Source organism: Vibrio sp. 10N.239.312.C11 (assembly GCF_041466065.1).
GTDB classification, from domain to species: Bacteria; Pseudomonadota; Gammaproteobacteria; order Enterobacterales; family Vibrionaceae; genus Vibrio; species Vibrio tasmaniensis_A.
In genome coordinates this window covers 1-18,891 of the sequence record NZ_JBFSRZ010000069.1, presented here as the reverse complement: position 1 = coordinate 18,891, position 18,891 = coordinate 1, and the positions used below count along the sequence as shown (strand labels likewise).

Sequence of the window (18,891 nt, the reverse complement as noted above, 5' to 3'; positions counted from 1 at the left end):
AGCGTTTTACTCTTTGTTGAGGGAGATTTGCTTAGAATGACTAGGCTACTTCCCCTCGCCGCGATTAAAACGCTTTTATCTCGAACAAAATTTAACCTCGAAAGGTCAACACGCCCTAGTGTGAGCAGTCCTTTACTTCGTTTATTAACCAACTGTCATATTCAACTATTTTTTAATTTCGCTCTCGAAATAAATAAACTAATGACTCAGATCAACTTAATTGTGTTCATTTGGTGCTTTTTGCAAAACAAAAGTTGAAAGATTCAAAAATTATTGAATAATGGGCTTAACTAAAATTGAAGTAAACACTTCATCCAATTCGTACTGAAACAGGATCCATATCCAATGTCTAATTCGTTTGTTCTGGTTATTAACTCGGGTAGTTCATCCCTAAAATTTGCTGTTATTGATTCTGTTTCTGGTGAAGCCGTATTGAGTGGCTTAGGGGAGTGTTTTGGTCTTGAAGATGCTCGTATGAGCTGGAAGTATCAAGGTCAGAAAACTGAAATTGCCATTCAAGGTGAAGATAACCACCACAAAATTGCCATTGGCAAACTGGTTGGGTTGATGGAAGATCTAGGCTTCACTGCTGATATAGTGGCTATTGGTCACCGTATCGTTCACGGTGGCGAGAAGTTCACTCAAACGGTTCGAATTACTGAAGAAGTAACGAGTGAGATTGAGAGCCTATCTGACCTAGCTCCACTGCATAACCCTGCAGGTGCTATTGGTATCCGCGCTGCGATTGAAGCTTTCCCTTCTTTACCTCAATTTGCTGTATTTGATACGGCTTTCCACCAAACAATGCCACAACGTGCATTTACTGGTGCAATCGCAAAAGAACTATACACAGACTTCGGTGTTCGTCGTTACGGTTTCCACGGTACGAGCCACTACTTCGTTAGCCGGGAAGCTGCGAAAATGGTCAACAAGCCAGTTGAACAAGCTAGCTTCATCTCTGTTCACCTAGGTAACGGTGCATCTGTATGTGTTATCAAAGACGGTAACAGTGTTGATACGTCAATGGGCTTCACACCGCTTTCTGGCCTTATGATGGGCACACGTTGTGGTGACCTAGACCCTGGTATCATCGAGTACCTACTAAAGAAAGGTTGGTCACAAGAGCAAGTATTTAACTCTCTAAACAAGGAGTCTGGTTTCCTTGGCGTGTCTGGTCTAACGAGCGATGCTCGTGGCATTCTAGAAGCGATGGAAGAGGGCCACGAAGGCGCTAAGCTTGCTTTCGAGGTGTTTACTTACCGCGTTGCTAAATACGTTGCTTCTTACCTTGCAACGCTAGACTCTTTAGACGGCATCATCTTCACTGGTGGTATCGGTGAGAACTCTCTACCAATTCGTCGTGAGATCCTAAGCAACCTTAAGATTCTTGGTTTTGTTGAAGACGTAGCAGGCAATGAAGCCGCTCGCTTTGGTGCAGAAGGCATCATCGCTAAGTCTGAAATGTTAGACGCGGTAGCAATGGTTATTCCAACCAATGAAGAATTCGTAATTGCTCAACAGTCGGTAGAACTTCTGTAATCCAAGCAGCCGCTTAATAAAATATAGACAATGTGAAAGCGAGCCCTAGTGGCTCGCTTTTTTTATTTTCTTGTTCGGGATGAGTTGTCGTAGATCCGCTTGTTACCTGTCTTCTCTACTCGTTATCGAAGGAGAAAAAAGGCTACGAATGTAGCCTTAGAGTCATCTTGTATCGAAGCCCGCACCACTCGAGGGTGATACGCGCTATGACGATGTCGTAAGTTATGTCGTTTTGAGGGGAATGCTCGTTAGTTGAATTCCCCGTTTCTGCGAGAACGCTAAATGACGAGAATATGGCATGCCTTCTTTGCTAATCATGTTTGTCAGTCAACATAGGCTACTGAGCTTGGTTCTTTGTAGATACAATCAACTCCAGTTACATTTCCGTTGTTGTCTTGAATTATTGAACATTATTTTGAGGTGTGACCAGTTAATAGGCACACAGTACTAAAGGGTATTGATCCCATCCGTTACCTGGCTCAAACCTTTATTTATTTGCTGTCTTTCTCCCTATCGAAAAGTCTTTTTTCTGAGTATTCCCAACCGTCGAACCTCGTTTTTACCTACTTTTATACGACATTATCCAATGTCTTAAGAGGCTTGTTCTTTTATTGATTATTTTGTAAATAGCAATGTTGCATATCGTGCTGGAGGGGTAGGCGGTAAAATATATATTGCAAATATAAATGATATTTGTTCTTATTCGCATTAATTGTGATTTATAAACTAAACCGGAATTAGAATATGAACGTTAGATTGGCTTTCACCCCCCTCGCTTTGGCAATTGGAGGTGCATTAACCACAGTGGCTACCGTGTCGAATGCAATGGCTTCAGAAGAAGTAACGGTGGATGAAACCGTGCAAGTTATTGGTCATCAGTACGAAGGTTACGCGGAGCACATGCCGCAATCGGGTACCAAAACGGATGTCGAATGGCTCGATGTCCCACAAGCCGTTTCAGTGGTCACTAAAACAGAGATGGAAGACCGTGGTGCGGTCCGTTTAGTGGATGCTCTTGATGGTGTTGCTGGTGTTAATAATACTTTAGGTGAAGGTAGTCGAGACCAATTTGTAATTCGTGGCTTTGATGCACTGAATGACATGTATCGTGATGGCATGCGTGATGATGGAACTTTACAGTCGTATCGAAGCCTATCCAATATTGAGCGTGTTGAAGTGGTAAAAGGCCCTGCAGGTGCTCTGTATGGTAGGGGCTCTGCTGGCGGCATCATTAACTTAGTTACCAAACGAGCGAATGGCGACAATTTTACCAATGTAAACGGCAGTGTTGGCAGTAACAGCCAATTTGTAGGGCAGGTGGATAGCTCAATGGCGTTTTCAGATAAGGTCAATGGACGTATTAACCTGGAACACCGACAGGCTGATTCGTATGTAAACCATGTCGATTCTAATGATTTCTTTATTGCACCAACCATTCGAGTGCTGCCAGCTGAAGGGCATACCGTTGACTTAGATGTCGAATATGCACACCAAGAGCTGGTGCCATATCGTGGTGTTCCATCCAAAAATGGCAAACCTGTCGATGTCTCTGAGAGTTCTTTCTACGGTGGCACTAACGATTATCAAGAGTCCGATAGCCTGCGTGTTGGCATTAATTATGAGTGGCGCTTGAATAGCGAGTGGGTATGGACAAACCGAGCGGCATACAATCATATCGAACTTGAGCAAAAGGGCACGCGTCAAGGCACTGTGACGGGAGATAAAGTCTCTCAAACCGTGAACAATTTCGGTTATGACCCTCGAACCACAACGACGATGCAATCCGAGTTAGTGTGGGAAACCGATTCTAACCAAATGATGATTGGTGCGGATTATAACCAGATCAATATCGATTTAACGCTAGCAAGCGATAAAACCTTACCTCCGAAACACATCTATAACCCCGTCGTAGGAGCAACGCCTGATCCGGGTTTCAAGCCTTTCCGTGATAACACAACGACGACGACGGGTATTTACCTTCAAGACGTTTACACCTTGGGTGATCTATCGGTGATAGGTAACGTGCGCTATGACTCTATGGAACTTGAGCAGCAAAAAGCCGGGAAACCCCAAGAGAAGCTAGATGATAACAAAGTGAGCTATCGTGGTGGCTTGGTCTATCGTATCAACAACGATATGTCGGTATACGCAAGCTTAGCTCGTTCGTGGCAATTGCCTTACTCCGGTATTTATATCAACCCTAAACTGGCTGAATTCTTCCATACCGATCTAAAAGAAGTGGGTGCGAAAGCCTACTTACTAGATAACGCTTTGATGCTCAATGCCGCTATTTTCCAAATTGATCAAGAGCAACCACAAACCAATATTAATGGCGACGTTATCACTAAGATTGAAGCACGTCACCAAGGTATTGAACTGGAAGCTCGCGGTCAGATTACAGAGTTGTGGGATATTTCAGTTGGTTATAGCTACCTAGATGCAGAAGATAAAGATACAGGCAAAAAGCCGAATGATGTGTCTGATCATCTGTTCTCACTCTGGAGTACTTACCAATTATACGAAAACTGGCGTTTGGGCGGTGGTGTGAAATATGTAGGCGACCGCTACGCGGGTAACAATGAAGCCGTCGCATTAGGTGATTACACCACTGTTGATTTGATGGCAGCGTACACCACGGGTCGTCACAAAATTCAAGCGAACGCTTATAACGTACTTGGTGAGAAATATATTCTCGGGGCAACCAGTGGTAAGTCGGGCACGAATCAGATTGGTTACGGAGCGCCAGCTGAATTCATGCTCAGCTACGGCTATCAGTTCTAAAAGCAAGTTCTGCTCGAAGATTTAGTTTATTTCTAAAAGCTATTTCAACTGAAAAAACTATTGATTTGTTCGCTACGAGTGAGTGAACAGTTGGCCTCATTTTGAGGTCGTTTAGCCCAATGGGTCAAAGCGTTGGCATAACTTAAAAGCACAGCCCTTGACCCTAATTTGCCTACTTAGGAGATTTTCATGCCTTACCAGAATTTGGATGGTAAACCCCACGCGCAACATAAACTGCGCTTGACCGTACTTGCAACAGCCATCGCTTCAGTGACTTCCATGAGTGCATTCGCTGCGTCGGATCCGCAAACGACGACCATGGAAACGGTTGTCGTGACGGGCAGCTTGATCGGTAATTCAGAATTAGAAGATGTGAAAGAGTATCCGGGAGCGCGTACCGTTCTAACTAACGAACAAATTAAAAAGACTGGCGCACTTTCGATTGATTCAGCATTTCAAATTGTACCGGGCATTAAGGTTCAAGACGAAACGGGCACGGGTGTATTGCCTAACATCTCGGTGCGCGGCTTGAAAGCGAGCCGCAGTGGTCATGCTCAATTTCTAATGGATGGTGTACCACTGACTCTTGCGCCTTATGGTCATACCGGACAATCTATTTTCCCAGCAACGCTATCATGCTTGACCGAATTGATATCGTACGTGGTGGCGCTGCTGTGCAGTATGGGCCAAACAACGTGGGTGGTGTGATCAACTTGGTGACTAAGCCTATTCCACACCAATGGCAAACAGAAATCAGTAATCGCTTTACGGTATTTGAAGATGGTAATACACCACTGAATGACTTTTACCTACGTACCGGTGGTTGGTTAACCGATACGCTGGCACTTCAAGTGGAAGGTAACTTCCTAAAAGGTGAAAGCTTCCGTGATCATTCAGATACGGATGTAAAAAACTTCCAAGCGAAGTTGCAATGGTTACTCAGTGATACCCAGGAGCTACAAGCATTCGTTCAGCGTTACGATGCCGACACCCAAATGCCGGGCGCTTTATCGCCAAAAGATTACCAGCAAGATCGTACTCAATCGAAGCGACCGTATGACGAATACAAAGGCACATCAACGCGTTGGAGCCTGAAGTATTTGCATGATTTGAATATTGCGGATGGCGCAGAATTGGAAGTGCTAACATTTGGTCACCACTCTGAGCGTTTCTTCCAATGGGGCTTTAATAGCGCAGGCGGTCACTGGGCGGATCCAGCATTACCATCAACAGATATTCGCACCTCACCACGTGAATTCGCTGTTTATGGTGTGGAACCTAAGTTAGCGATGTACTTTGACGGTAATACGGTGACGCAAAACTTGATTGTGGGTGCTCGCTATGTAAATGAAGATATCGATTACAAGCTAACGCAAACGCCAATTGCTGGTGGGGTAACAAAAGTACCACGTGATTGGAACTTGAATACCGATGCTTTCGCAGGTTACATCAGCAATGAAGTTGGCCTGTTTAACGACGTGCTAAAGGTTACTCCGGGTATTCGTTACGAATCGATTGATATGACCTTTAATGATTTAGGTAAAGCACAGAGTACAGACAACAAAGTGACCGAGTGGTTACCGGGCTTAACCGTGGCATACCATTTAACTGAGCAATGGGTTGGGTACACCAATGCGCAGAAATCTTTGCGCGCACCACAAATCGCTTACATCCGAGGCAAGGGTGAAGAGGGCAGTGAGCTAGCATGGAACTACGAGTTGGGTGCTCGTTACAATCAAGATTCAACTAGCTTTAATGTCGCGCTCTACCGCATTGATTTTGAAGACCAACTCCAATGGCAAAGCGGAACACAGACCTTTGATAATATTGGTAAAACGCTTCATCAAGGTATTGAACTCTCAGGTCGTTATGTTCCGCAGGTTATGCAAGCTCTGAGTTTAGGCGCGGGTTATAACTATTTGGATGCGACGATAGAAGCAGAAGGTGCAAACAAAGGTAAGCAACTTCCTTACACATCGGAGCATCAACTTAGCTGGGATGCGACTTATGCGTTTAGCAGGGTAGATACGACCTTATCAGGTTACTATTTCAGTGAGTCTTATTCTGACAATGCCAATACCAGTGCTGAAGATGCATCGGGTGCGAAAGGCAAAGTACCTGCTTACATGGTATGGAACTTAAACCTAGGCTCAGACTTGTATAAAGATGAAAACAGTAAGTTACGCATGAATGTTGCAGTGAACAATTTGTTTGCTGAGGACTACTACTTCCGCGGTATTGATACCAGTCCGGTTGGCCGCTATCCAGCGCCAGGGCGTTCATACACTTTGGATCTGAACTATCAGTTCTAATCGGTAATTGATTAAAAATAATAACGAATATAAGTCGCCAATATTATTGGCGACTTTCACGGTTCTAGTGTTTAAGGAAAAATAAATATGGAAAACAGCTCTCGACTTTTATTTTCGAATCAATGGTTGCTGCCGAACGGACTGCTGTCATTCAAAAGGCATTTTTTATTCAGCAGGATAGCGATAACCTTAGCTTTGTTGGCTTTAAGCTTGTTCTCATTTTCCAGTTCAGCAAAAACGAGGATCATTCAGGACGAGCAAGGTCAGTTTGAGATAGCGACTACCCCGCAACGCGTTGTGGTGTTGGAGTTCTCATTTGTCGATGCGTTAGCTGCGGTAGGCGTGTCTCCGGTTGGTGTTGCCGATGACAATGATACTTCGCGAGTGATTCCGGCGGTGCGTGAATTAGTGCAACCATGGGAATCGGTTGGGATGCGTTCGCAGCCTAGTCTAGAAGCCATTGCGGTATTAAAGCCCGACCTGATCATTGCCGATGCAGAGCGTCATCGTACGGTTTATCAAGATCTACAGCGAATCGCACCAACTCTGCTGCTCAAAAGCCGTGGAGAGACTTATCAAGAGAACTTGGAATCTGCGCTTAAGGTCGGTATCGCCCTCGACAAGCAATCGGCAATGGAACAAAGAATTCACCAACATCAACAAGCTATGGTAGAATTTAAAAGTCATTTCTCGCTTAAACAAACTGTCCAATTTGCTGTCGTGTCGGAAAAAGGAATGTGGCTACATAGCCCTGCTTCGTATGCCGGAGGTGTACTCACCACATTAGGTATTGCTAGCCCAATAGTGGAACCGACAGACAAGGCGTACTTGCCAACCAGCTTTGAGTTGTTGTTGAAAACAAATCCTGATTGGTTGCTCCTTGGTGCATACTCAGATCCAAATATCGTTGATGATTGGCAGAAAAACCCACTGTTTAATGTATTAACATCCGCGAAGAATCAACAAATGGTAGAAGTGTCACCAGCACTATGGTCATTGAATCGAGGCATGTTGGCCGCAGAACAAATGGCGAAAAATCTAGAGCAGATCTTGGATCGCTCATGAGTTCGATGTTGCTCTCTAGAGGTAAGCGACGTTCGCTTATAGTGTCGTGGCTTACGGTATTAGTGTCGTGGCGAGTCACGTTATTTACGGCTTTAGTGTCGTGTTTGGCGATGTCTGGTTACGTGGCCTCTATGCAAGGTTGGTCGAATTTCTCCCTAACATTGAGTGACTTAGTTCACTATTGGTTTGCGTTTGATGAGAGCAATATGACTCATCAAATATTGGCGACACTTAGAGCTCCAAGGGCTCACGCTGGGTTATTGATTGGTGCAAGCTTAGCCGTCGCCGGACTGTTGATGCAGGGATTAACACGTAACCCACTTGCGTCTCCATCAATTTTAGGTATTAACGCTGGCGCAGCCTGTTTTATGGCTTTAGCTGCGATAGGCATACCTGTGGTGAGTGATTTAAACCCGATCCTTAATGCTGTTCTTGGTGCATTGCTAGGCGGTGGTGCTGTGATGCTCCTCGGTGGCTTCTTCTCCGAACGTTCTCATCCGTTACGTTTGGTTTTAGCGGGTATCGCCATTACTGCTTTATTGATTGGGTTAACTCGAGCAGCGTTGATTCTAGCTGATGATATGGCTTATAGCGTGCTGCATTGGCTTACCGGTTCATTGTCTAGCGTGGATGAGGGACAGTGGCAACAGCTTTGGCCGCCAGCAGTGATTGGTTTGGTGTTGGCTGTTAGCCTTGCTCGTAACCTCAACTTATTGGCGCTTGGTGAAGAAGTGGCTGTGGGGTTGGGCAGTAATATCCGGCTTACTCGCCTCATGAGTGGATTGGCTATCGTGTTGCTTGCGGGTGCCAGTGTCGCTATCGCTGGTCCCATTGGCTTTGTAGGATTGTTGGTTCCTCATTTGGTTCGGCCCATGGTTGGGCACAATTACCATCTACTGATTCCTATCTCCGCAATGGCAGGTGCAGCATTAGTGTCTTGGTCAGATGCGTTGTCACGATCGATTGCTTTCCCGACTGAAACGCCCGTTGGTGTTATTACAGCCCTACTTGGGACACCTTGTTTTATTTTGATTGCGACGAGGAGATCTTAATGCACCATCACACTAAGATAGTTTTGTTATCAGGGATTCTCATATTAGTGGCATCTGCGGGCTTGTTTGTCGGTGCAGCGTCACTTTCTATTCCTCAAGTCATCAAACATTTGGTCGCCTTTTCCAGTGACGACTTTGTTATCCATCAGTATCGGCTACCACGTATGTTACTCGCGATAAGCGTGGGCGCAGGGTTGGGGCTATCCGGCGTATTAGTGCAAGGTGTGATACGTAACCCGTTAGCATCGCCTGATCTTATGGGCATTAGCGCCGGGGCAGGGCTTGCTGCGACTGCGAGTTTAGTGTGGTTCCCTAATGCGGCAGTTAGCGTACTGCCTGTGGTGGCGATGTTCGGTGGGGTATTGGCTGCTGGGCTGATTGCGCTATTGGCATGGTGGTCAAGGCCAACACCCGCCAAGTTGGCCTTGATTGGTATTGCAGTGAGTGCGTTTCTGGCGAGTTGCATCGACTTCTTGCTTGTCACTAACCCCATCGAGATCAACACGGCGATGGTATGGCTAACTGGCAGCCTTTGGGGGCGAAATTGGCAGCAAGTTCCCTTTATTTGGGGAGCATTGCTCTTGTTGTTGCCAATGGCATTTTGGCTTGCTTGGCGATTGGATGTGATGGGGCTTGGTGAGGAAAGTGCCACCACATTGGGTACTAAGCCAAAACAGATACAAGCTCTTGCGCTATTGGCCGCTGTGTTGCTTGCCAGCGTCAGCGTTTCAGTGGCTGGAACGATCAGTTTTGTGGGTTTATTAGCACCTCACTTAGCGCGCTTGTTGTTTGGGCATAATCATAAGTTGTTAATCCCGGCGTCTGCTCTGGTGGGCGCGATTTTGGTTACTTGTGCCGACGGCTTGGCAAGAGGTCTACAACCACCGATTGAATTGCCTGCAGGGGTACTTACTTCTGTCATTGGCGCGCCTTATTTCATCTTTCTTCTCTATCGCTATCGAGGTTGGTAACCATGCTAAAAACGCAGAATCTTTCCGTCGCGTACGGCAAACAAACGATCATACCGAACCTTTCGGTGTCCATCCCAAAGGGAAAAATCACAGCCTTAATTGGACCCAATGGATGTGGTAAATCTACCTTGTTAAAGACGTTAGTCAGGATCAATAAGCCGGTGACAGGAGAAGTGTTATTTGAAGACAAACCGTTGTCGAGCTATGGCGATAAAGTGCTCGCGCGTTCGTTGTCGCTTCTGCCGCAAATATTGGTCAGCCCTGAAGGCATTTCGGTCAGAAAACTGGTTGAATATGGCCGTTCTCCTTATGTGTCCCATTGGGGAAGGTTAGGGCAAGAAGACCAAGCTATTGTCGAACAAGCAATGCGTGATACCGGCGTACTTGAGTTTGCTGATAAACCGATTGAGTCACTGTCGGGTGGGCAGCGTCAAAGAGCATGGATAGCGATGATAATAGCGCAAGACACAGATGTCGTGATGTTGGATGAACCGACCACTTATCTTGATATGTCTCACCAAGTTGAATTAATGAACTTGATGCAGCAGATGAATGACAAGGGAAAAACGGTGGTGGTTGTGCTCCATGATCTGAACCAAGCGAGCCGTTACTGCGATCATTTGATCGTTTTAGAAAGAGGTGGTTTAGTGGCTGAAGGCACCCCCGATGAGGTGATGACCGAGACATTGCTGAATGATGTTTTTGATCTCAAAGCGAGCGTATTTCGTGACCCTATATCCAATACGCCGATGTGTGTGGCGATTTAAGCAAATAGCCGATGATTAAAGTTGTCAGTTTGGCTTGCTGTGCATCCGGTTAAAATAATCAGAGCGAATCAATTTTTGGTGTTGATTGAGATAGTATTTTGCTATAAAACGCGCATAATCTCGCTATACAACACTTAAAGAAGAAATTACCTATGACGACCTTTCAATACTACTTTCACCAACTGCCTTGCTTCGACTGTAAAAAAACGACAGTAAGTACTGATCTTGGTTGGTTAACGCCTGCGATGAAAGATACTGCTCTAGAGCAAGTGACAAAGACACTTGCGGAAGGTGAAGTTACGCCTGATCTTTCAGCAAATGTGGTTTGTACCAAAGACGAAGCTCGCGAGTATCTATTACTGAATTTCTTCGGTTATTCAGAAGAAGAGTTAGCGAGCGGAATTGAAGCTGATGATGAGCAAGAAGTCGCGGATGAAATTGCAGAACTTCTAGAAGAAGGCCAAGATACAATCACCTTCGAACATGAAATTGCTCTTCAGTGCTGTGCTGATTGCGATGTTGAAGAAGAGTCAAACTAAGCACTCGTATTAAAGTACATTTATCCATTAATACGGTGTGATGTTCAAATGAAGAAAGGCGTTAGCGGATTGAAGTCCGCTAGCGCCTTTTTTATCTCTAGATCGCTAAGACTTTTGAGTATCTATAATGCTTTGTTTGCTCAGTTGAGAAAGGATCTCTGCGGTTTTCTCGCGGAATAAATCTCTTAATAAGCGAACCGTTGGTGTGATGGATTGACGACTAGGGCAGACTAACCACAACTCGGTTGGTGTTGGTTTAAATTCAGGCATAACTTTAACCACTTCGCCCGAAAGCAAATGCTTCGACATATCTAAACAAGACTTTATCGCCACGCCTTTACCGGCAACACACCAACGTCTAACAAGGTCAGCATCGTTCGATGCACGATTCCCTTTCAGCTTCACTTTGTGATCCTGCTTACCATCGTTAAACACCCATTCGTCTTGCAACATATCATGCAGCTGATAAAGCAAACCATTATGTTGAGCTAAGTCACTCGGGTGTTTTGGTGTTCCCATTTCAGCCAAATATTCAGGAGCCGCACACAATATTCTCGGCACATCGCAGATCTTGAAACCATACATGTTGGCGTCAGTAGGGGAGCCATAGCGAAGCGCCATATCAACGGAGTCACGGTAAAAATCGATATTACTGTCACTGATGCTCGTTCTAAGTGATGCTTTAGGGTATTCAAGCAAGAACTCATCTAACCAAGGTGTGATGAGGTTGCGGCCTAGATCCGATGAAAGCGCAATGCGGATTTCTCCATCGAGAATACCAAGCTCTTCGCGCATGCTGAGCTTGGCTTGCTCTAATATTTTCAAGGCCTGTTCACACTCAGGTAAATAGCGTTCGCCTGCTGAAGAGAGCCTTAAATGGCGAGTGGTTCTTACAAACAGTTCAGCGCCTAGTGCGGCTTCAACTCGTTTGACGGCAGCACTCGCGGTAGCAGTACGCATGTCTAGGTTGGTGGCCTGGGAAACTCCGCCACTTTTAAAATGACCTGTAAGTCTTCAAGAAGCATCTTATCTACCTGTGTTTGATAATGTTCTAAACATTGTATTGAAATCTTTGCTAATCACAAAGCGGGTTAACCCTTATTTGCCTCTTCTAAGCTAACTTTATACGCTTAATTATCAAAATATATTTGAAAATCATTCAAATGTTAGACGGTTTATCTAGAGTGAGAATTGACTAAGATTAACTCGTCTAATTCAAGGAGAAAGCACAATGTCAGTACCATCAAAAATGAAAGCTATTGGATTTACTCAGTCATTTGCGATTACAGAGCAAGACAGTTTATTTGAGTTTGAAACGAGTCTGCCAGAACTAAAAAATAATGACTTGCTGGTAAAAGTGAGCGCGACTTCTATCAACCCTGCTGACGCAAAAATTCGTATTCGTAGTGCTAAGGATAAAACACTCGAACAACCTAAAGTGCTGGGCTATGACGCAGTCGGTGAAGTTGTCGGTAAAGGTACAGACGTTGAAGGTTTTGAATTAGGTGACCGTGTTTACTACGCTGGTGACGTCACTCGCATGGGAGCTAACGCGGAATACCAAGCCGTTGATTACCGTATTGCGGCGAAAGCACCAAAGAGCCTTTCTGATGAAGCTGCTGCTGTGATGCCGCTAGCGACACTCACTGCGTGGGAAGCGTTGTTTGACCGCTTGCGTGTTCGTCCCGAAGAGCAAAAGTCGATTCTGATTATTGGTGGCGCTGGTGGCGTAGGTTCAATCACTATTCAATTGGCGAGCCAACTGACTAACCTGACTGTCATTGCGACGGCTTCAAGACCTGAAACCGAGCAGTGGGTAAGGGATATGGGTGCAGACCATGTGGTGAATCACCGTAACTTGGTTGAGTCTGTGCGCGAGCAAGGCATCCAGCATGTCGATTACATTTTTAATGTTGCGGATACCAAAGGGCACTGGGAATCGATGGTGGAGCTGATTGCACCACAAGGCATGATCAGTTCGATTGTGGAATTCGATGGTGGAATTGATCTGTCGGCGCTTCAAGGTAAGTCTGTCGGTTTTGTGTGGGAGCTGATGTTTACCCGTTCACGGTTCAACACAGACGATATCCAGAAGCAACAAGACATCTTATTCCAAGCTGCGAACTTGATTGATGTAGGCCGCATTAAATCGACACTAACGACGACGTTGAATGGTTTTAGTATTGAAACTCTGAAAGATGCGCACCAACGTATTGAAAGCAGTACGTCGATTGGAAAAACAGCCATTAAATATTAATAGTTAATGATTTAGATCTTTGACGGTTTGAAGCATTGATCTTTTGAACGCTTGAATAGAAAGCCCCTGATATCTATCGCGAATCGGTAAGATATCAGGGGCTTTTGTTCGTCTGTGGTTTATTCAGACTTTACCTTATTCCAACAAAGCGTTACTCCGTTTCTTGCGAGGTTTTAAATTGAATCTGAAGTAAGTTTAGCTCGAAGTGCAGAGGCTGTTTATCTGCAATCAAAAAGCCGATCTGTTTAATGTGTTGAGCTTTAAGCCCCGGAGCTTCGTTGAGTAACCGACCTCTAAACACCGCTTGAAAGTCGTTTAGTCGGAAGATTTTCTTGAGTTGTACACCTTTAATTGTCTCAAAGTTGTGCTTGTAGTTGGTCCTGTTTCCATCTATCCACGTTGTGAACCTTAATTGGTAAGTACGACCATCACCCACAAACGTCAACTCTACGCTGTCCGTTTCAGAACTTAGTGTTTTAACAGAGCGATTGATTGAACTGAAGCCACCATTGTTCTCTAACGATAGCTCGCCCTTAAATTGACTCGTCTCGCCATCATGAATAAGATCGCCTGTTGAGATGCCGCCCATCACATTGTCGTTGGTCGCTGTCCAATTCTTCTGTTCGTTCGCTTGTGTAAAATCAATCATATCTATTCCTGCTACAGATACTTGAGACCATAAAAAAGAAAGGCTGAGTATTAGCCACAAAGAAGCGATTCGTTTACGCAGTAAGTGCGTTTTAAAGTCAGTTTCGTGCATGATTTTTTCCACTAGTTGTTAGGGCGTGTTGACCTTTCGTACTTATGGAGAAGGCTCTGTAGCAAGCATAGCCAGACAATGGTTGATGAAGTCTTCATAGTTCGACGCTTTGTCGTATTCGATTTTTAATGAACCATGAAACATCAGGGTTACCGTAACGTCTCTGTAGCTTAGCCAACAGGTGTAACCGTCGTAATCATGCCAAGCCGTCATTTCGCCTACTTGATATTTGTTGTCAAGTTGCTCACCGGAAGAGCGAATGAACTCAAACACTCTGAGAAATTCTTTGATGGTAATTCTGCTGTCCATGTATCACTCCCGCTACGCAGTCGACTAAAAAATACTAAGTGCTTGTATTTCAATTAACTACGGTTTGGTTCTGCATTGCGATCACTGAGGGGAGGCCTGTATACAGCATCCATTTCATCGGCTCACTTTGTGGAAGGTGTAGTTTGGATAGAACACTTACTTACTTTGACTGGTATTAAGTACAAAGAACATAATACGAGGCAAGAGAGTTACATTGGATTAGGTCGTCTAAACTTACAGTTTGTATGTAGTCAAAGCAGAGCCATTTGGACTCTAAAGACGTTCTCGAAAATAAACGTAAATTAGTTCTTTACCTCAACTTAACTTGAGGTATTAGGATATGCAACGTTGCTTAAGAGAATACTTTAAGGAGAGAAGAATGATCCAACTTGAACATGTAAATTTAGTGGTTAAAGATATCCCAGAGATGCTGACTTTCTATAAAGCAGCTTTCCCTCACTGGTATGTGCGTGATGAAGGGCAAGGCGAATGGTCTGGCAAGCCACGTAACTGGCTACATTTTGGTGATGAATACCAATACATCGCGTTGAGCGATCACGGCGAAGGAGAAAACAGAGATTTGGCTGGGCATTCTGTCGGTCTCGCGCATTTTGCTTATGTAACCAACAATATCGAGAGCGTGATTGAGCGCCTTATTGATGCGGGTTTCCCTATTGCCAAACCTGGGGCTGAAGAACCTTATCGCAAAAACGTTTACTTTGTTGATCCTGCGGGCTTTGAAATCGAATTTGTAGAGTACTTGAGTGATGATCCCAAGCTGCGTAATGCCACGTAGTAGAACTCGCAATCGAGTTGGTGTACTAGAGCAAGATTGTTCGAAATAAAACGTCTAAGAAAGGGTGCTAGGAAGACTGACAGAAAAGGGCATTGTGGAATATTCCGCAATGCCCTTTTTAGATCTATTAGCTGATTGGCTAACTGATATTTACTCTGTAAGTCGCTTAGTCGCTTAGTCGCTTAGTCGCTTAGTCGCTTAGTTGGTTACTTAGCTACTTAGCTACTTAGCCTTGAATGGCACTAACAACTGTTTGCCAAACACGTTAATGAGTGCGCCCGTGACAATTAGACCACCACCTAGGTAAGTCCAAACGGATGGAATCTCATTGAAGATCCACACGCCTAACAGCGCTGAGAATACGATTTGAACGTATGAGTAAGCTGAAGCTTTACCGGCAGCTTGAGTTTGCATCGCCTTGGTTAAACCGTATTGGCCTATCTGAGTGAAAATCCCGACCAGAACCAACATAACGGTTAAGAATAAGCTCGGCCATACAAAGTCGTTCCAGATCAGGGCTGTTGAGATTGGAAGAGCAACCAGCGGGAAATAGAAGATGATCACTGAGCTATCTTCAGTTTGGCTAAGCTTTCTCACAATTACATAAGCAATTGAGCTACCAAACGCGCCCAATAACGCCACCATAATGCTGAACATGGGTAACTCGCTGTTTACGCCGCTGTTCATGCTTGGTTGTACCATCACCAGCAATCCCGCGAGGCAGAATGCAATGCAGATCATGGTCGACTTTTGCACGCGCTCTTTTAAGAACAACACGCCAAGCAACGCGGTAAACACGGGATGTACGTATTGTAGAATGGTCGCTTCTGCTAGTGGCAAGGTGGTGACGGCGTAGTAAACACACATTAACGCCGCAGTACCGACAGCACCACGCACAAACAAGAGTGGTTTGTTATTACCCCAGATCGAAATGCCTTTTCGTTTCACATCGATATAGCTGATGATCAAAGAGACCAATGCCCTTGCTGCAACAATTTCAAATACAGGTATCCCGTAGTTGCTGATATATTTCACACAAGCAGACATCAGTGCGAACCCAAAAGCGGAGAGAATCATGAACCTAACCCCAACAGGGATCATTGAAACAGAGAAAGAAGGCATAAAAATATCAATCGGGTGAGGGAAGGGGAATCATAGCTTAATTTAAGAGAGTCGACCAAAGCCTTTGTCTTGCTCTATTACACCAAACCATTGATATTGCTGTGCGAGTGATTTCAGCAACTCGATCTCTTTTGCTGTCTCTTCCCTCAGCCACTCAATAAGGTCATTGATGATAGGCGTGTGTGTACGCTGGTGCATGAAGTAAGTCCAAGCACTGTGTTGAATCTTTGCATCCTTAGGGCAGTACAAGAAGCCCCGTTGTAGATCCTGTAAAACCAACAGTAAATCCGTCACCGTGACCCCTTCACCCGACAAGCAAGCACTGAGTGCCATATCCAAAGACAAGAAGCTGGTATTTCTAACGGGCTTTTTCGGCGGGGACTCGACATCAGCAAGCCACACTTTCCAGTCGTGATGATCTAAGGTTGGGTGGAGCCTTGGTAAGGTTAATATTGAATCGAGGTCAGTATCTTGGTTCGTTAAGTTGGTAGAATTACCTAAGCTAGCAGAATTCGTTAAACTAGTCGAACAGACCGGCGCCATAAACTCTTCACGTAAGAAGGTGATGTTAGGTGCCTTGTCATAGCGTTTTTTGAAGCGTGTATGGAAGATCAGTAGGTCATATTCGCTGCTGTTGATCGATTCGTCTTCCTCAATCACAGGCACAATGACGATTTCATAATCTTGATAACGCTCGTTTAATTCCCGGACTTTAGAGATCAATACGCGCGTCGCGAAACTCAAAGTCGCTTTGATCACAATACGTTTCTGCTTTGGCTCGCCCCAAGAAGCAATAACCGCTTCGACATTGGCATAGCTTTCACGTAAAGCCACGTACAAATCGTGACCATGTTCTGTTAATTCAATCGCTCGATGCTTACGAATAACCAATGATGCGTTTAACTCATCTTCAAGCTGTTTAATCTGACGGCTGATCGCACTTTGTGTCACATGCAGCTCATCGGCGGCCAGAGTAAAGCTCATCAGCCTTGCAGCAGCTTCGAAGGCTTTTAAGCCATTATGGGATGACGGCAAGCTAGGATATGGGGTCATAATTCGTTCGCATGAGTTTATGGAATGTTAGAGTCGCAAATTTATCAATTGAACGCCAGCTTCATCGATCGTATTTTGGGCGAAATTACCTGAGGCGCTCATGAAAAAAATACTCACACTCGCATTCCCTTTGATCATTTCACAGCTGATCTCTATGGCGTTAGTCCTTACTGATGTTTGGATGATGTCGCGTATCAGTGTGTCAGCCCTTGCGGCTGGTGGCTTAGGCGCCTCTATCTACTTTTTCATCTTTATTATTGCGAGCAGCACCGTGGGGTGTGTCGCGAACTTGATTGCGATCGCTTACGGTCAGCGCGTAGCTCGCCCTGAGTTTGGTAATATACAAATCAGATTGGCGGTGAAAGGCGCAACCATGTTGGCATTCGTGCTCAGCGTGACCTTAATGGCCAGCTTTTGGTTTGCTCCGTTGGTATTAGAGGCAGCAAAACAGCCCCAAGAAGTGATTACTTTAGCAATGGAATATGTGCATGCCTTGAAATGGGTGATGCTGCCTTCGCTTATTTTGTTGGTACTGCGTGGATTAACCAGTGCGTTTGGTAACGTGCGCTCTATTCTGGTGATGTCTATTATCACGGTAATTCTAAATGTGCCAGTGAGCTACTTCTTAACTTTCCAATTAGACATGGGTTTAACCGGTTTAGGGCTAGGTACGGCTATCGCGGCCTTTATCGTGATGGTTGGATACACGGTGTGGGTATTCAAGCGTGACGAGTTTAAGCAGTTCGCCCCTTGGTTAAACACAGAAGAGTATTCAATCAAGTTAATGAGCCCGCTTTTGATGATGGGTTTGCCTATTGGGCTCGCTGCATTACTTGAACATGGCTTGATATACGGCGGAACCTTGATGGCGGGGACGATCAGTATTGCTTCTCTAGCGCTGCACCAAATCCTGCTGCAATGCTTAAGCTTTACTTGGAACTTCAATTTCGGTTTCTCACAAGCTGCGGCGATTTTGGTTGGCCGTGATTTCGGTGCGGGTAACTACGAAGGCATCAAAAGAACCTCGATTCTAAGCTTTATCTTGGTGTCGGTGTTGAGCGTAGCCTTGTCTGCCGTGTTCATCATCTGGCCAGAAATGATCGCGTCTATCTTCAAGTTAGACGATGGTACGGGCGCAATGACTTCGCTATTGGCCTCTGTTATTTGGGTGGTTGCGTTGTGCTTTATTGTAGACGCTTGGCAGTTATTGGCGATTAACCTGTTGAGAGGGATGAAGATTGTCTCAATGCCAACCGTAATGACAGCCATTGGTTACTGGATATTTGGTTTGCCAGCGGCTTGGTATTTGATGTCTAAGTTTGAATTGGCAGGGATCTGGGGCGGAATCGGTGTTGGTTTAGGTGTGACAGGTATTCTGCTGCTTATCCAGCTGATGCGTGTCATTCAAAAGAACAGTAAGTCTCCGGATCTCTCGACTCATGCTTATTCGTGATCTGCTTGTGATGCTCGCTTTTACCACGGAACCTTGAACGATAAACTTTGTACTGCTGACCGGCTTTGTTGCGTAATTAAATTTAAAGATAGAACAACCCCGTTTCGCGTATTTC

General features: G+C 45.1%; 14 protein-coding genes and 2 pseudogenes. 11 read left to right on the top strand and 5 right to left on the bottom strand.

What is annotated here, in order from left to right; translation table 11 throughout:
- Window positions 1–345: 345 nt before the first annotated feature.
- The 8 genes and pseudogenes from AB6D07_RS20755 (at window position 346) to AB6D07_RS20720 (ending at window position 11,026) form a co-directional block, all read left to right on the top strand.
- Window positions 346–1,539, top strand: a complete 1,194-nt coding sequence (locus AB6D07_RS20755; protein WP_017103810.1) for an acetate/propionate family kinase — start codon at window positions 346–348, stop codon at window positions 1,537–1,539.
- Window positions 1,540–2,283: 744 nt separating this feature from the next.
- Window positions 2,284–4,320 (top strand): TonB-dependent siderophore receptor, encoded by a 2,037-nt coding sequence (locus AB6D07_RS20750; RefSeq protein WP_017103811.1) that lies wholly within the window; start codon window positions 2,284–2,286, stop codon window positions 4,318–4,320.
- A 189-nt stretch (window positions 4,321–4,509) separates the two neighbouring features.
- Window positions 4,510–6,632 (top strand): annotated as a pseudogene (locus tag AB6D07_RS20745) (TonB-dependent receptor family protein).
- An 87-nt stretch (window positions 6,633–6,719) separates the two neighbouring features.
- On the top strand, window positions 6,720–7,697 hold the full coding sequence (locus tag AB6D07_RS20740) for a Fe(3+) dicitrate ABC transporter substrate-binding protein (RefSeq protein ID WP_029223069.1): 978 nt from the start codon (window positions 6,720–6,722) through the stop codon (window positions 7,695–7,697).
- Window positions 7,694–8,749 (top strand): iron ABC transporter permease, encoded by a 1,056-nt coding sequence (locus tag AB6D07_RS20735; RefSeq protein WP_029223070.1) that lies wholly within the window; start codon window positions 7,694–7,696, stop codon window positions 8,747–8,749. Before AB6D07_RS20740 ends, AB6D07_RS20735 begins: the two co-directional genes overlap by 4 nt.
- Complete coding sequence (locus AB6D07_RS20730) at window positions 8,749–9,720, top strand: iron chelate uptake ABC transporter family permease subunit (protein ID WP_029223071.1); 972 nt, start codon at window positions 8,749–8,751, stop codon at window positions 9,718–9,720. Before AB6D07_RS20735 ends, AB6D07_RS20730 begins: the two co-directional genes overlap by 1 nt.
- 2 nt (window positions 9,721–9,722) lie before the next feature.
- Window positions 9,723–10,487 carry a Fe(3+) dicitrate ABC transporter ATP-binding protein FecE gene (gene fecE / locus AB6D07_RS20725; protein ID WP_020477206.1) on the top strand — a complete coding sequence of 255 codons (765 nt, stop codon included), beginning with the start codon at window positions 9,723–9,725 and terminating at the stop codon, window positions 10,485–10,487.
- A 152-nt stretch (window positions 10,488–10,639) separates the two neighbouring features.
- Window positions 10,640–11,026, top strand: a complete 387-nt coding sequence (locus AB6D07_RS20720) for a hypothetical protein (protein WP_009844806.1) — start codon at window positions 10,640–10,642, stop codon at window positions 11,024–11,026.
- Between the two features lie 105 nt (window positions 11,027–11,131).
- On the opposite strand, the pseudogene AB6D07_RS20715 reads toward AB6D07_RS20720, so the two are convergent.
- A pseudogene (locus AB6D07_RS20715) lies at window positions 11,132–12,051 on the bottom strand (LysR family transcriptional regulator).
- Window positions 12,052–12,257: 206 nt separating this feature from the next.
- Here AB6D07_RS20715 and AB6D07_RS20710 point away from each other — a divergent pair.
- Window positions 12,258–13,283, top strand: a complete 1,026-nt coding sequence (locus AB6D07_RS20710; protein ID WP_017103814.1) for a zinc-binding alcohol dehydrogenase family protein — start codon at window positions 12,258–12,260, stop codon at window positions 13,281–13,283.
- Between the two features lie 151 nt (window positions 13,284–13,434).
- On the opposite strand, the gene AB6D07_RS20705 is transcribed toward AB6D07_RS20710, so the two are convergent.
- Window positions 13,435–14,043 carry a CIA30 family protein gene (locus AB6D07_RS20705; protein WP_017103815.1) on the bottom strand — a complete coding sequence of 203 codons (609 nt, stop codon included), beginning with the start codon at window positions 14,041–14,043 and terminating at the stop codon, window positions 13,435–13,437.
- A 42-nt stretch (window positions 14,044–14,085) separates the two neighbouring features.
- The gene (locus AB6D07_RS20700) at window positions 14,086–14,352 is read right to left on the bottom strand and encodes a DUF3081 domain-containing protein (protein ID WP_017103816.1); all 267 of its coding nucleotides are present in this window, start codon (window positions 14,350–14,352) and stop codon (window positions 14,086–14,088) included.
- A gap of 379 nt (window positions 14,353–14,731) precedes the next feature.
- Here AB6D07_RS20700 and AB6D07_RS20695 point away from each other — a divergent pair, with 379 nt between their 5' ends.
- Window positions 14,732–15,148 (top strand): VOC family protein, encoded by a 417-nt coding sequence (locus tag AB6D07_RS20695; protein ID WP_009844811.1) that lies wholly within the window; start codon window positions 14,732–14,734, stop codon window positions 15,146–15,148.
- 222 nt (window positions 15,149–15,370) lie between these two features.
- On the opposite strand, the gene AB6D07_RS20690 is transcribed toward AB6D07_RS20695, so the two are convergent.
- Window positions 15,371–16,270 carry a DMT family transporter gene (locus tag AB6D07_RS20690; protein WP_017103817.1) on the bottom strand — a complete coding sequence of 300 codons (900 nt, stop codon included), beginning with the start codon at window positions 16,268–16,270 and terminating at the stop codon, window positions 15,371–15,373.
- A 42-nt stretch (window positions 16,271–16,312) separates the two neighbouring features.
- On the bottom strand, window positions 16,313–17,323 hold the full coding sequence (locus tag AB6D07_RS20685; protein WP_017103818.1) for a LysR family transcriptional regulator: 1,011 nt from the start codon (window positions 17,321–17,323) through the stop codon (window positions 16,313–16,315).
- A gap of 100 nt (window positions 17,324–17,423) precedes the next feature.
- On the opposite strand from AB6D07_RS20685, the gene AB6D07_RS20680 reads away from it, so the two are divergent.
- Window positions 17,424–18,776: an MATE family efflux transporter gene (locus AB6D07_RS20680; RefSeq protein WP_017103819.1), complete on the top strand. Its 1,353-nt coding sequence runs from the start codon at window positions 17,424–17,426 to the stop codon at window positions 18,774–18,776.
- Window positions 18,777–18,891: the final 115 nt, after the last annotated feature.